This is a genomic window from Arthrobacter rhizophilus (genome assembly GCF_026241105.1).
In the GTDB taxonomy this organism is placed as follows: domain Bacteria; phylum Actinomycetota; class Actinomycetes; order Actinomycetales; family Micrococcaceae; genus Arthrobacter.
In genome coordinates, this window is the sequence record NZ_JAPFFT010000021.1 from 1 (window position 1) to 13,526 (window position 13,526).

The window sequence follows — 13,526 nt, forward strand, 5'->3', positions numbered from 1 at the left end:
GACACCCGCCAAGCCGCCCGACGCTACTTCAAAAACGACACCCACTCCATCGTCACCAAGGCCCTGCAGTTGCTCGCCCGCCGTGGCGAAGTGGACGCCCAGGCTCCGGCCCAGGCAATCGAGAAGTACCGTCTTCTCGATGTCAACGCCGGAACCACCGGCGGCGCAGGCGGCGAAAGCTAAGCCTCGAGCGAAGCGAATCAAAGTCATCAGGCCACGACGGCGGTCCACACCGAAAGGTGCGGGCCGCCGTCGGGCTTTAACAATCTCCGCACGGCGCTACACGGCCCGGCCACTCGCGTGACCCACACCAAACGCAGTTGTAGCCTTCGCACAAATGGAGCTTCTGGATGATGCGCCGTATGCTCAAGGAATGGCAGAGCCGATTCAAACCCCCGCGAAACGCAAAGCGGCTGCGCGCGCGGTAACACCTGAAAAGGCGGAGACCTTGAAGCGGCTCCGCGCCAATGTAGGGCAACTGTCCACCACCACCATGCGCAAGCTCGAGAAATCACTGCCTTGGTACAGCCGGTTGAGCTCCGACGAACGTTCAGCTCTGGGCTTGGTTGCCCAAAACGGAATCGCGGCTTTCGTGACGTGGTACGAACGGCCCAGCTCACCGTCGTGGATCCTGACGGATGTCTTCGGAAATGCTCCCACCGAGCTGACGCGCTCCATCAGCCTGCAAAAAGCCCTCCAGTTGATCCGGATCGTGGTTGAGGTAGTAGAGGACCAGGTGCCCGTGATCGCGCCTGAAGCCGATCAGCCTTCCTTGCGCGAAGCGGTCCTGCGCTACTCACGGGAGGTGGCTTTCGCGGCCGCGGACGTCTACGCCCGGGCCGCGGAATCGCGCGGTTCCTGGGACACCCGGCTCGAGGCCTTGATTGTCGACGCCATCCTCCGCGGCGAGAACACCGATGCCCTTCGCTCACGCATTGCAGCCCTCGGCTGGAAGGCCCAGGAACGCTTCACTGTGATGGTGGGAAATTCGCCGTCGGAACCGAGCGCAAGCTATGTGAGCGAGTTGCGCCGAACGGCCGGACGCTACGCAGAGGATGCTTTGGTTGGCATCCAGGGCGATCGCCTCATCCTTATTCTGGGAGGTGTTCAGGACCGTGATACTGCCTATTTGAAGCTCAGCGAACTATTCGCCCCGGGCGCGGTGGTCTATGGACCGGAGGCCGGCTCCCTGCTGGAGGCAAGCAGCTCTGCGCAAGCAGCCTTTGCGGGGCTCACCGCGGCCAAAGCTTGGCCCGCGGCTCCGCGACCGGTAGCCGCGGACGACTTGCTCCCGGAACGCGTAGTCTCCGGCGACGACGCCGCGCGCCGTTCCCTCATCAAGAACATCTACCGGCCACTGCTTGCCGCCTCCAACGGGCTCGTTGAGACACTGAGCACCTATTTGGAACTCGGCCATTCCCTCGAAGCAACGGCCCGCGAGTTGTTCGTACATGCGAATACGGTGCGGTATCGCCTCAAGCGCGTCTGCGACGTCACAGGGTGGGATCCGCTCCTGCCCCGGGAGGCTTTTGTGCTCCAAACTGCCCTGGTTGTGGGCAGGCTTTCGGCTCAGCCGAAGGCGACGTCGGAGCGTCACGGTTCCCGATCCGCGGGTTGAACCGTTGTAGACTTCCTACAAACTGACCCAGTGAGCTTGGTGTACGCAAACACCAGTAGTTCGCGCGGCAATTTGGAAAGCTGGTTACGTGCTTGCAATCGTCTGCCCTGGACAGGGCTCCCAGACCCCTGGATTTTTGGCCCCTTGGCTGGAGCTCCCTTCCGTAGAGGGCCATTTGGCCTCCCTGAGCGAAATCGCAGGCATCGACCTCAAGGCCCACGGCACCACCTCCGATGAGGAAACCATCAAGGACACCGCTATTGCGCAGCCCTTGATCGTCGCCGCCGGACTTGTGGCAGCGAAGTCGCTGTTCGACGTCGAACTCAGCACCCTTCCAGTCGTTTTGGCCGGGCACTCGGTCGGTGAGATCACTGCCGCGGCACTTGCGGGTGTCCTCAGCGAGGAAGAAGCCATGACGTTCGTCCGAGAGCGGGCCAACAACATGGCGGCCGCCGCCGCCGTCACCCCCACCGGGATGAGCGCCGTCGTCGGCGGGGACCCGGCTGAGGTTCTTTCTGCGATTGCGGCCGCGGGCGCAACTCCCGCGAACGTCAACGGCGCCGGGCAAACCGTTGCCGCGGGCACCTTCGAACAACTTCAGGCCCTCGCTGACAACCCGCCGGCCAAGGCCAGGGTCATCCCACTGAAGGTCGCCGGGGCGTTCCACACCTCCCACATGGCCCCGGCCGTGAAGGCGCTTGAAGCACTCCGGCCTTCGCTCAAGCCGCAGGCCCCCACGGTTCCCTTGCTCTCGAACTTCGACGGCCAGGAAGTGACGGACGGCGGCGCCGCCGTCGAGAGCCTGATCGCCCAGGTCTCGCGCCCGGTTCGCTGGGATCTCTGCATGGAGAACCTGGTCCAGCGAGGCGTCACCGGACTCATCGAACTGGCGCCGGCCGGCACTCTGGCAGGGCTCGCCAAGCGCGGCATGCCGGGCGTCAAAACCGTTGCTGTCAAGACCCCGGACGACTTGTCCGCGGCACTTGCCCTTTTCGCGGAACTGGAGGGAGAAGCATGAGCGCCCCAGTACTCAAGCAGGCGCGGGCCCGCGACTACTCACGCATCGCAGGCATCGGGGCATACCGCCCGGACATCATCGTCACCAATGACGACGTCTGCCAGTGGATCGACTCCTCGGACGAATGGATCCGCCAGCGCACCGGAATCGTGACCCGTCACCGTGCGGCGGCCAATGTCAGCGTCATCGATATGGCCGAGGGAGCCGCCCGCGAGGCGCTCAAGCGAGCGGGCATCGAGGCTTCGCAGCTGGGCGCCGTGATTGTTTCCACCGTTACGCACCCGTATGCCACACCGTCCGCAGCTGCCGCGCTCACCGACCGCCTGGGCGCAACGCCGGCACCGGCGTTCGACATCTCCGCGGCTTGCGCGGGCTACTGCTACGGCATTGCCCAGGGCGATGCCCTGGTCCGCTCGGGCGCAGCAGAATACGTTTTGGTGGTAGGCGCCGAAAAGCTCTCGGACGTCATCGACAACCACGAGCGAACCATCTCCTTCCTCCTCGGCGACGGAGCCGGCGCAGTGGTCATCGGTCCGTCCGAGACGCCCGGCATTGCCCCTTCCGTCTGGGGGTCGGATGGAAGCAAGTGGAACGCGATCGGCATGACGCATTCCCTCGACGACGTCCGCACCCTTGGCGAGACTGCTCGCCATTCGGATGAATCCGATGATCAGGCCATTATTTCCGCGGCACAGGATGTTTGGCCGACGCTCCGCCAGGACGGCCAAACGGTCTTCCGCTGGGCTGTCTGGGAAATGGCGAAGGTTGCCCAGCAAGCCCTCGACGCCGCCGGGATAGAAGCCTCGGACCTTGCGGCCTTTGTCCCCCACCAAGCGAACATGCGGATCATCGATGAGATGGTCAAGAAGCTCAAGCTCCCTGAGACCGTTGTGGTTGCGCGGGATATCGCGGATGCCGGCAACACCTCTGCCGCTTCCATTCCGCTGGCCACGCACCGTCTTTTGCAGGAGAACCCCGGACTCAGCGGCGGCCTCTCCTTGCAGATCGGGTTCGGTGCCGGCCTGGTCTTTGGTGCCCAGGTAATCGTTCTTCCCTAGTTTCGACTGCTTCACCCCCAATTGAATAGTTCTTTGAAACCCAAACCGTATCCGCGGTTTGCCCCCATTTCCGGCAGCAGCCGGCACAACAAGAAAAGGAGCCAACAATGGCTAGCAACGAAGAAATCCTGGCCGGCCTGGCTGAAATCGTGAACGAAGAGACCGGCCTCGCCACCGACGCCGTCGAGCTGGACAAGTCCTTCACCGAGGACCTGGACATCGACTCCATCTCCATGATGACCATCGTGGTCAACGCTGAAGAGAAGTTCGGCGTCCGCATCCCGGACGAAGAGGTCAAGAACCTGAAGACCGTCGGCGACGCCGTCAACTTCATCTCGAACGCACAGGCCTAGCCTGGCCTCAACTGTGCCGGACTTCGGGTGCGTCCTGTTGCATCCGAAGCCCGGCACGGCTGCTTTATCTCCTAGAGTTTTTTCCTGCCGCCCCAGTGAGAACAGCGCTTGGGTTGGCTGATCCGACAGAGAGTGATCGCATGGCACGCAAAGTAGTCATAACCGGTCTGGGCGCTACAACGCCCATCGGCGGCGACGTCCCCACGATGTGGAAGAACGCGCTCAAAGGGGTCTCCGGTGCCCACACACTCGAGGACGAGTGGGTTGCCAAGTATGACCTTCCGGTCCACTTTGCCGCCCGGTGCTCGACGCCGGCCCTCGAGGTTCTGAGCCGCGTTGAAGCCAAGCGCATGGACCCGTCCACGCAGTTCGGTGTCATCGCCGCCCGCGAGGCCTGGGCGGATTCCGGCATCACCGAAATCGACCACGACCGCCTTGCCGTGGCTTTTGCCACAGGCATCGGTGGCGTCTGGACGCTCCTGGATGCTTGGGACACACTGAGGGAAAAGGGACCCCGCCGGGTTCTTCCCATGACGGTCCCGATGCTCATGCCGAACGGCGTCGCCGCTGCGGTCAGCCTTGACCTCGGCGCCCGCGCCGGTGCGCACACCCCGGTTTCTGCTTGCGCATCCGGCACCGAAGCCATGCACCTCGGCCTGGAGCTCATCCGCTCGGGCAAGGCCGACGTCGTCGTCTGCGGTGGCGCAGAAGCCGCCATCCACCCGATGCCCCTCGCCGCGTTCTCCTCGATGCAGGCACTCTCCCGCCGTAATGACGATCCCGAGCACGCTTCGCGGCCATATGACCGCGACCGCGACGGCTTTGTCATGGGTGAAGGAGCGGGCGCCCTGGTCCTGGAAGCCGAAGAGCACGCGATCGCCCGCGGTGCGCGCATCTACGCTGAGCTCGCCGGCACTTCGGTCACGGCGGACGCCTACCACATCACGGCACCGGACCCGGAGGGCCTGGGCGCTACCCGCGCTTTGAAGGCTGCCATGTTCGATGGCCGCATTCAGGCCGAGGACGTCGTGCACGTCAACGCCCACGCCACCTCGACGCCCGTCGGTGACAAGCCCGAGTACACGGCGCTCCGTGCCGCACTGGGCGCCCACGTCGACAATGTGGCGGTCTCTGCCACCAAGTCGCAGATGGGCCACCTGTTGGGTGCCTCTGGGGCCGTGGAAGCCGTACTGACGGTGCTCGCGGTCTACGAACGCCAGGCTCCGTTGACCATCAACCTCGAAAACCAGGATCCGGAGATCCCGCTCGACGTCGTCACTTCTGCACGCAAGCTGCCTGCCGGTGACATCGTTGCGTTGAGCAACTCCTTCGGCTTCGGCGGCCACAACGCCGTCATCGCCGTCCGCAACGTCTGACAGCTTCCTGCCAGTTCGGCGCACAACCGGTGCACAAGAGGAGGGCCCCACCACGGTGGGGCCCTCCTCTTTGCTATGGAAATGCCGTCTTTGCTCCTTCGCGGCGGGGCTTAGCTGCGGAGCTTAGCCGGCGGAGCTTAGCCGACCTGGTGGAGCCAGCGGACAGGTGCGCCTTCGGCAGCGTGGCGGAAAGGCTCGAGTTCTTCGTCCCAAGCCTCGCCGAGCGCCAGGGAAAGCTCGTGGTAAACAGCCGCAGGGTCCCCTGCCGCCGACTCATAGGCGTAGCGAATGCGGTCCTCGGTCACCATGATGTTGCCGTGGACATCCGTGACGGCATGGAAAATGCCGAGCTCCGGCGTGTGGGACCAACGCGCACCGTCCACGCCTTGGCTGGGCTCCTCGGTGACTTCGTAGCGAAGGTGCGCCCACCCACGCAAGGCCGACGCCAGTTGCGCGCCTGTACCCGGGACTCCTGCCCATGACAATTCGGCGCGGAACATTCCGGGCGCGGCCGGTTGAGGGGTCCACTCTAGATCGGTCCGCTTGTCAACGACCGATCCGATGGCCCACTCGACGTGAGGGCACAACGCGGTAGGGGCCGAGTGCACAAACAAGACACCGCGGGTTGTTGCAACAGACATTCCATCCTCCATAGCTGTAGGTACGTCTTCCCCAACGACCTCTGCCTGGATGAAAAGTTTGCTGCGCGCGTGCCGCGCTGTTCCGGTTTCCCTAGCTTTCTATGATTTTTTCCGCAACGGAAAAACATTCAAGTTGAAGTTGAAAGTTCCCCGACATTGCTTTCATTTTGCCGTACGGACCGGAATTACGCCAGTGCGATTCCCGGATACACCGATTTCGCCTCTGCAGGGGCTCTTCAGACCGCTGCAGGGTTTCTCCAGACGGCGTTCTTTTAGGCACGCGGATGGGCCTGTTGATAGCTCTTGCGGAGCCGGTCCACCGACACGTGAGTGTAGATCTGGGTTGTTGCGAGACTACTGTGTCCAAGTATCTCCTGGACTGCGCGCAGATCCGCACCGCCGTCCAACAAATGGGTGGCAGCGGTGTGGCGCAGGGCGTGGGGCCCTGTTGCAGCGGTATCCCCAAGCTCCGCCAGGAGGTCATTGACCACGCTGCGTGCCTGGCGTTGGTCGACCCGGTTGCCCCTCGAACTGAGAAACAGGGCCGGCCCGCTCCGCTCGGTAACCAGCCGCGGACGGCCGCGACGGAGCCAGTCGTCGACGGCGAGCGCAGCCGGGACCCCGTAAGGGACAGTACGTTCCTTGTTGCCTTTGCCGAGCACGCGAAGGGTCCGACGATCGGGGTCGAGATCGTCGATGTCGAGGCCGGCCAGTTCGCCAACACGGATTCCCGTGGCGTAGAGCAGTTCGACGACGGCACGGTTACGCAGCGGCATCGGGGAACCATCCGCGGCCGCCTCGGTGAGGTTTTCGAAGATCCTGGCGACTTGCTGTTGGTGAAGCACTCCGGGAAGAGTCCGATCTCGCTTGGGGGCTTGGAGGCGAAGGGCCGGGTCCGATGCAATCAGTTCCTCCCTCAAAGCCCAAGAGGTGAATGCCCGGGCGGTGGCGGCATGCCGTGCCAGAGTCGCTCTCGAGCTGCCAGCTTCGCTTTGTGCACCCAGCCAGCGACGTAATGTGCCAAGTTCCAGAGCCGCGAGCTCCCCCACGCCCTCCGCGGCGGCAAAGCACAGTAAGTTCTCGACGTCTGCGATGTACGCCCTCACAGTGTGGGCCGATCTGGCCCGTTCGCCCTCCAGGTAACGCCGGAAGTCCTGAACAGACCCGGCGAGTGCTGCGGGGAGCGGTTTCTCTTGCACCTCTCCACTGTGCCAGCCGAGGGGCTGTGAGGGTGGCATCGCCACGTTCTGAGCCGAGAGGGAGATTCGGGTCGGCCGGATCCCGCTAAGCCCGCACCGCCTCGACCGTTTGCTCACCCCCGATTCCCTGACCTCTTCCAGGCGCCGCGCTCCGATGCTGCCAGTCCCAGCAATCCAAGCCGTCCAAGCCCTGCCCGCACCGACTCCGGGCTGAGTCCCGCAACCACGGCGAGCTTCTCCACTGAGCTAGTTGAACGGACTGGTAGGGCATCCAGCAGGATAAGGTCCTCAAGCGTGAGCCCGTCATGATCGGAAGGATCCGTTTCCTTGTCCTCGGCGAGCGCTTCACCGCTGGACCCGGCCAGTTCGGCAATCTCGCCGATATCCGTGACGCAAACAGCCCCGCCGTCCCTCAGAAGCCGGTGGCAGCCCGCCGAGTTGGCACTGTGGATGGATCCCGGAACCGCCGCGACGGCCCTGCCTATGGATTCGGCATGATGGGCAGTATTCAGCGCGCCCGAACGCCAGCGTGCCTCCACCACAACCGTCACACCCGCCAAGGCGGCGATAATTCTGTTGCGCTGGAGGAACCGGTAGCGAGTGGGCGCCGAACCTGGGGGAACCTCTGCGATGACCGTACCCTGGTTTGCCACGGCCCGCAGCAAATCCTCATTCCCGGACGGATAATACCTGTCCACTCCCCCGGCCATCACCGCGATGGTCGGCATGTGGTTGGTACCCCCGGTGAGCGCCCCACGATGGGCATGGGCATCTATTCCGTACGCACCTCCCGATACGACGGTATAGCCGCGCTGGCCCAACCCATACGCGAAGTCACCCGTGACTGAGGCCCCGTAACTCGTGCTGTCCCGTGAGCCGACAAGGGCCACGACGCGCCGCAGGGGTGGGAACTCCAATTCGTGTCCACGCCACCACAAGCACAATGGTTCGTGCAGGCCAAGGTCGGCCAACTGGGATGGCCACATCGGGTCGCCCGGGATGATCATGCGGCCACCCAGGCGCTGCATCGTGGCAAGATCCCGTTCGGGTGCCAGATCCGGGATCCTAGGCGCCCACCGACGCAGCGCGGAGGCCAATCCGGTCCATGCTGCGGAAACCCCGTTGTCGCCAAGCAAGGAAGCCACTTCCTGCTCAAGCTCAGGACCAGGCGCGAGCCCCCCGGTGGCTATCCTGAGAGCATCAACGGCTCCCGCGGCTTGCACCAACGCGAGTCCGGCCGCGTCCTGAGGCTCCATCAGCCTCGACAGCGCGGCCCGGGCCGGGCGTTCTTTCGACCGGTTCGGGCTTCCGATTCCATGCAAGGACGGAGCTGCGTCCGAGGGGGGCGTTTCGCATAGCGGCTGCGGGTGGTTCTCAGTCATAGCGTGTCCTTTCATGCGGCCGCAACCGCCTGCCGCAAGCCAAGGGCCTGCCCGATGTCGTCGTTGTGGGGCTGTTCCCTGTGGCCTAGATCCGCAAGTGTCCAAGCCAAGCGCAGGACGCGGTCGTAGCCTCTCGCGGTGAGGATTCCACGCTCCAGGGATGTGTCCAGAATCTTCGTGGTCGAGGAAGGGAGGCGTAGTTCGCCGCGCAGTACACGCCCGGGAACCTGCGAGTTGGTTTCCATCCCGAACCTCGCCAAGCGTTCGCGTTGCCGTGACCTGGCGGCATGGACTCTCCCTGCGACAGTAGCTGTGTCCTCCTCCGCGCCGGATTGGCCGAAATCTGCGAGGGATACGCGTTCTACTTGAAGCTGGATGTCCACCCTGTCCAATAGCGGTCCTGACATGCGCCCGAAGTAGCGCCGCCGCATCACTGGAGTGCAGGTGCAATCGACGCCCTTGCCGGTGGCTTTTCCGCACGGGCAAGGATTCGCTGCAAGGACCAGTTGGAAACGGGCAGGGTATGCCGCGGTACCGGCCGAGCGGTGGATGACCAGTTCACCGCTCTCCAGGGGTTGCCGCAGGGCGTCCAGAACGCGGCGTTCGTACTCGGGCGCCTCGTCAAGGAACAAGACGCCACGATGGGCCCGGGATGCCGCTCCAGGCCGTGGCAGGCCAGAACCACCGCCGATGATGGCTGCGGCAGTCGCACTATGGTGGGGGTTCTCAAAAGGTGGGCGGCGCAACAGCTGCACCGAGTCAACGTGGACAGCCGAGAGCGAGTGGATCGCTGTGACTTCCATGGCTTCCTGGTCGCCGAGATCCGGCAAGAGCCCCGGGAGCCGCTCTGCGAGCATGGTCTTGCCGGCACCGGGTGGGCCGCACAGCAGCACATGGTGTGCCCCGGCCGCCGCAACCTCCAGGGCACGGCGGGCATCGCCTTGCCCCGAGACCTCGCAAAGGTCTGGAACAACTCCGGCGCCGCTGTTGCCGTCGCCACTGGCTTCACCATCCGAGGGATCGTAGTCCAGGGCCAGGTCCTGGGGATCGGCCCCGAAATCAAAGGCCAGACGGGCCAAGGTCTTGTATCCACGAACCACCGCCCCAGGAACCAGCTTCGCTTCTGCGACGTTCGCTTGGGCCACCACAATCTCACGGTGCCCCGCCTGCACGGCAGCCATGACTGCCGGCAGGATGCCGCGAACCGGCCTCAACCTGCCATCCAGTCCCAATTCCGAGATGAAGACCGTGTCCTCGGCAGAACGGATGTCACCAGCAGCCCGCAGTACCGCCATGGTGATCGCAAGGTCGAACCCCGAACCACGCTTCGGCAACGAGGCCGGAATCAGATTGGCAGTGATCTTTCGACGGCTCAGGGGGATGCCGGAATTCTGGGCGGCGGAGCGAATACGCTCCTTGGCTTCGTTCAAGGACGCATCGGGCAAGCCCAGGATCACGAAGTTCGGGAGGGTCTGCCCAATGTCGGCCTCAACCTCCACGATGTAGCCGTTCAGGCCCAGCAGCGCTACCGAATAGCTTCTGCCCACGCCCATCTAGCCCACACCCCTGAGGTGTTCCAACTTCGGTTCGCCTACGCCGTCGTCGATGACTCCTACGACGTCCACCCTGCGACGCAAGGCGCGCAGCTCGTGGTCCCGGCACCATGACGAGGCCAAACGGTGCAGCCGAGCAAGCTTAGCGGCATCAACGGCTTCGAAAGGATGCCCGTAGGCCAAGTTCTTCCGGGTCTTCACCTCGGCAATCACCAAGATGTCGCCGTCGAGCGCCACAATGTCGATCTCGCCCTCCGGGCATCTCCAATTGCGATCGACAATTCGCATCCCCTGGGTTTCAAGGAACCCGGCTGCCAGCGTTTCACCGTGCTGGCCCAATAGGTCTTTGGCTTTCATAACCACCTCCGTTACCAGCGTGGAGGCGCGGAGAGTCCAAAGACAGGGAGGAGTTTGGCTATGTGGGAAACTCCGTCAAAGGGACTGTGTGGAGGAGAAGTTGGCGAGCCTCCTAGTTGCCCAGGTTGCCGAGATCACCAAGGTCGCCGTCCTTCGGCAAGGAAAGTTCCTCGCTCCGCGGCAGTTCTTCGACGTTGACGTCCTTGAACGTGATCACCCGGACGTTCTTGACGAAACGGGCCGAACGGTAGACGTCCCAAACCCAGGCATCCTGGAGCGTCAGGTCGAAATAGACCTCGCCGTCGGCACTGCGGGCTTGCAGGTCGACGTGGTTTGCCAGATAGAACCGTCGCTCGGTCTCGACAACGTAGCTGAACAACCCGACAACGTCACGGTATTCGCGGTAGAGCTGAAGCTCCATGTCGGTTTCGTAGTTCTCAAGATCCTCGGCACTCATAGTTCCATCTTGCACCATGGAGCGGACACACGCCGCAACGCTGGCACGGCCAGGGTCCGCCACAGGGAAAAGCGATCGCTAGAGCAGGTTCCAACTGGTCCGGTGGTACCGCGTAGGGCCTAAGGAACGGATGGCTTGCCGGTGCGAGGAAGTGCCGTAGCCCTTGTTCTCATTCCAACCGAAGGCGGGATATTCCTCGTGGAGATCAACCATGATGTGGTCCCTGGCTACTTTGGCCAGCACGCTGGCGGCTGCCACACTGAGACAGCTCATGTCCGCCTTCACCCGGGTGTGTACCGGCGCCTCACAGGCGGGCCCGGAAGGCTCGGCGTCGAACAACGAACCTTGGCTTTGCGGAGAGAGCCAGTTGTGGCTCCCGTCCAGCAGGACGAGGTCCGGACGCACGCCCGCGGCGAGGATCTCGAACCAGGCGCGTGTTCCGGCAAGGCGCAGGGCACCCACAATTCCCAGCGCATCGATCTCGGACGAACTTGCGTGGCCCACTGCGGAGCCAACCGCCCATTCGCGTACCAGCGGTTCCAGTCGCTCACGGTCTTCGGGCTTGAGCAGCTTGCTGTCGCGGACATCGGCGAGCAAACCGTGGTCCCGGAGGTCGACGACGGCGATCCCCACCGACACCGGACCGGCGAGGGCTCCGCGGCCTACTTCATCGACGCCGGCCAGGAGCGTGACTCCCGGGGACAGGAAACCCCGTTCAACGTCCAGGGTCGGAAAGCCGGCATGCTGTTTGGGCTTGGTCCCCACGGTCTTCCCCGCTCCAGCAGTCTGCCGTTTTCCAGCGGACGCAGCCGTCCTGGTCCCCGCGGGGGCCATCATTTGCTCGCTGGAGCCGTGGGCGAGGCCGTGTTCTGCGGCGACGGCGCGGGGACAGTGCGGAAGACATCGGAGTGGTTGTCGAGGATCTGCCAACGGTTGACAGGCCAGGCAATAACGGTGGCTTTACCCTCCACGTCGGCGATGTTGATGAACCCGCCATTGACAGCTTGGTGTTCGCGGGAGTCTGCCGAGTTGTTGCGGTTATCGCCCATAACCCAAATTTTCCCCTCCGGGACCACCACATCGAAAGACTTCGCCATCGGAACCTGGGCCGGGTTGATGTAGCTTTCGTTGAGAACCGTGCCGTTGACGCTGACCCTAGCGGAACTGTCACAGCATGAGACCCTGTCCCCTGGCAGGCCGATCACACGCTTGACGAGATGCTGATTGGTCTCATCCGGGAGCAGGCCGACAAAGACCAGGCCATCCTGGAACCACTTGAAGGGCCCGGGCGCCGTTTTCTGCGTGGGCGGCAGCCATCCCTGAGCGTCCTTGAAGACCACAACGTCGCCACGTTCCAACGCAAACGGCTTCGGGACGAGCAGGTTGACGAAGATCCGATCGTCAACGTCGAGGGTGTTGACCATGGACTCCGAAGGGATGAAGAAGGCACGGAACAGGAATGTCTTGATCAGGAAGGACAACACGACCGCGATGACCACTACGGTGCCGATTTCCTTGAGCCAACTGAGGAACGGACTGCCGTGGGTCTTGGCGACGGCATCGGGCTCATCGGTTTCGTCGGCGGCCCGCCGCGCGGCCCGGCGAGGAGACTCCTGTCCGGCCGGCAGCGCCCCCGCTTGGACCGTCGGCACCGAGGAGGCCGGGCCGGCGTCGTCCCCTGCAAGCTCCCTGGCGGGAGCGGACGGTCCGTCCAGGAGCCGGGCGTCGTCGTCGTGCCGTTCTGGCTTCCCGGGAGTTGTCTCCGGCATCTACTGTCCGTTCTTCGAGGTTGTACCGGCCTGCGCAGGGCGAGGCAGTTCTGCAAATCTATCAAGCGGCCAGATGATCCGGACCGGACGGCCGACGACACGCTCCAGCGGCACCATCCCTCCACCGGGTGCGCCCAGAAGACTACGCGAATCGGCCGATCGTGAACGGTGGTCCCCCAAGAGCCACAATCGGTCATTCGGGACGATGACGTCGAATTTCTGCTCGCTCGGCGTGTCGCCGGGATACAGATAGCCTTCCTCAAGCGGCTGACCGTTGACTGTGAGTTTGCCATCGGTGCCGCAACAGACAACGTGGTCTCCGGGAAGTCCGATGACGCGCTTAACGTAAGTGGTGTCACTTCCCGTCAATCCCAGCCAATGGCCCACGGCTGCCACCGCGTCGGCAAATGGGCCTTTGCCACTGTTGAGCGGGGCAAAAGTGCCCCTGCCGTCGAAGACCACGATGTCTCCGCGGCGGATGGGATCTGCGGAAAAATCGGACCTCGACACAAGGATGCGGTCTCCGGTGCCCAGGAGCGGCTCCATGGATTCAGAGGGGATGAAGTAGACGTCGATCCATAATGATCGAACAAGCCCGCTGATGGCCACGGCCAGGACAAATGCGAGCAAAACAAAACGCCAGCCCTGTTTCCGGGGCTGGCGTCTTGCGTGGTCCATGATTCGTTTCCTGTTGCGTTACGGATTTCTCCGGCGCAGGCCGGACACGAATCCAGGACCCGCTTGT

The 13,526-nt window shown here is 63.7% G+C and carries 15 protein-coding genes; 6 read left to right on the forward strand and 9 right to left on the reverse strand.

Annotation, left to right across the window (positions count from 1 at the left end; genetic code table 11):
* The 6 genes from OOZ51_RS16385 to fabF form a co-directional block, all read left to right on the forward strand.
* Positions 1-183 (forward strand): hypothetical protein (locus OOZ51_RS16385; protein ID WP_265980844.1); only part of this gene is annotated, 183 nt, incomplete at its 5' end.
* 190 nt (positions 184-373) lie between these two features.
* Positions 374-1,618, forward strand: a complete 1,245-nt coding sequence (locus OOZ51_RS16390; RefSeq protein WP_265980845.1) for a PucR family transcriptional regulator — start codon at positions 374-376, stop codon at positions 1,616-1,618.
* Between the two features lie 88 nt (positions 1,619-1,706).
* A complete protein-coding gene (locus tag OOZ51_RS16395; RefSeq protein WP_265980846.1) occupies positions 1,707-2,636 on the forward strand; it encodes an ACP S-malonyltransferase in 930 nt (309 codons plus the stop codon).
* Positions 2,633-3,694, forward strand: coding sequence for a beta-ketoacyl-ACP synthase III (locus OOZ51_RS16400; protein ID WP_265980847.1), 1,062 nt, complete (start codon positions 2,633-2,635; stop codon positions 3,692-3,694). Before OOZ51_RS16395 ends, OOZ51_RS16400 begins: the two co-directional genes overlap by 4 nt.
* Before the next feature lie 107 nt (positions 3,695-3,801).
* A complete protein-coding gene (locus OOZ51_RS16405) occupies positions 3,802-4,047 on the forward strand; it encodes an acyl carrier protein (protein WP_184737393.1) in 246 nt (81 codons plus the stop codon).
* A gap of 140 nt (positions 4,048-4,187) precedes the next feature.
* Complete coding sequence (fabF, locus tag OOZ51_RS16410; RefSeq protein ID WP_265980848.1) at positions 4,188-5,423, forward strand: beta-ketoacyl-ACP synthase II; 1,236 nt, start codon at positions 4,188-4,190, stop codon at positions 5,421-5,423.
* A gap of 137 nt (positions 5,424-5,560) precedes the next feature.
* On the opposite strand, the gene OOZ51_RS16415 is transcribed toward fabF, so the two are convergent.
* The 9 genes from OOZ51_RS16415 to lepB (OOZ51_RS16455) all read right to left on the reverse strand — a co-directional run bounded on the left by OOZ51_RS16415 (position 5,561) and on the right by lepB (OOZ51_RS16455) (position 13,459).
* Entirely contained in the window at positions 5,561-6,064 is a 504-nt protein-coding gene (locus OOZ51_RS16415; protein WP_265980849.1) for a DUF3145 domain-containing protein, read from the reverse strand.
* A gap of 272 nt (positions 6,065-6,336) precedes the next feature.
* Positions 6,337-7,302, reverse strand: coding sequence for a tyrosine recombinase XerC (locus tag OOZ51_RS16420; RefSeq protein ID WP_416346400.1), 966 nt, complete (start codon positions 7,300-7,302; stop codon positions 6,337-6,339).
* Between the two features lie 74 nt (positions 7,303-7,376).
* On the reverse strand, positions 7,377-8,519 hold the full coding sequence (gene dprA, locus OOZ51_RS16425; protein WP_265980905.1) for a DNA-processing protein DprA: 1,143 nt from the start codon (positions 8,517-8,519) through the stop codon (positions 7,377-7,379).
* Positions 8,520-8,656: 137 nt separating this feature from the next.
* Complete coding sequence (locus tag OOZ51_RS16430; protein WP_265980851.1) at positions 8,657-10,198, reverse strand: YifB family Mg chelatase-like AAA ATPase; 1,542 nt, start codon at positions 10,196-10,198, stop codon at positions 8,657-8,659.
* A complete protein-coding gene (locus tag OOZ51_RS16435; RefSeq protein ID WP_265980852.1) occupies positions 10,199-10,555 on the reverse strand; it encodes a YraN family protein in 357 nt (118 codons plus the stop codon).
* A 112-nt stretch (positions 10,556-10,667) separates the two neighbouring features.
* A complete protein-coding gene (locus OOZ51_RS16440; protein WP_059387678.1) occupies positions 10,668-11,012 on the reverse strand; it encodes a DUF2469 domain-containing protein in 345 nt (114 codons plus the stop codon).
* A 78-nt stretch (positions 11,013-11,090) separates the two neighbouring features.
* Positions 11,091-11,846 carry a ribonuclease HII gene (gene rnhB, locus OOZ51_RS16445; protein ID WP_416346402.1) on the reverse strand — a complete coding sequence of 252 codons (756 nt, stop codon included), beginning with the start codon at positions 11,844-11,846 and terminating at the stop codon, positions 11,091-11,093.
* Positions 11,846-12,781 carry a signal peptidase I gene (lepB, locus tag OOZ51_RS16450; protein ID WP_265980854.1) on the reverse strand — a complete coding sequence of 312 codons (936 nt, stop codon included), beginning with the start codon at positions 12,779-12,781 and terminating at the stop codon, positions 11,846-11,848. The genes rnhB and lepB (OOZ51_RS16450) overlap by 1 nt, the downstream gene beginning before the upstream one ends.
* Positions 12,782-13,459 (reverse strand): signal peptidase I, encoded by a 678-nt coding sequence (gene lepB / locus OOZ51_RS16455; RefSeq protein ID WP_265980855.1) that lies wholly within the window; start codon positions 13,457-13,459, stop codon positions 12,782-12,784.
* Between the last annotated feature and the right edge of the window lie 67 nt (positions 13,460-13,526).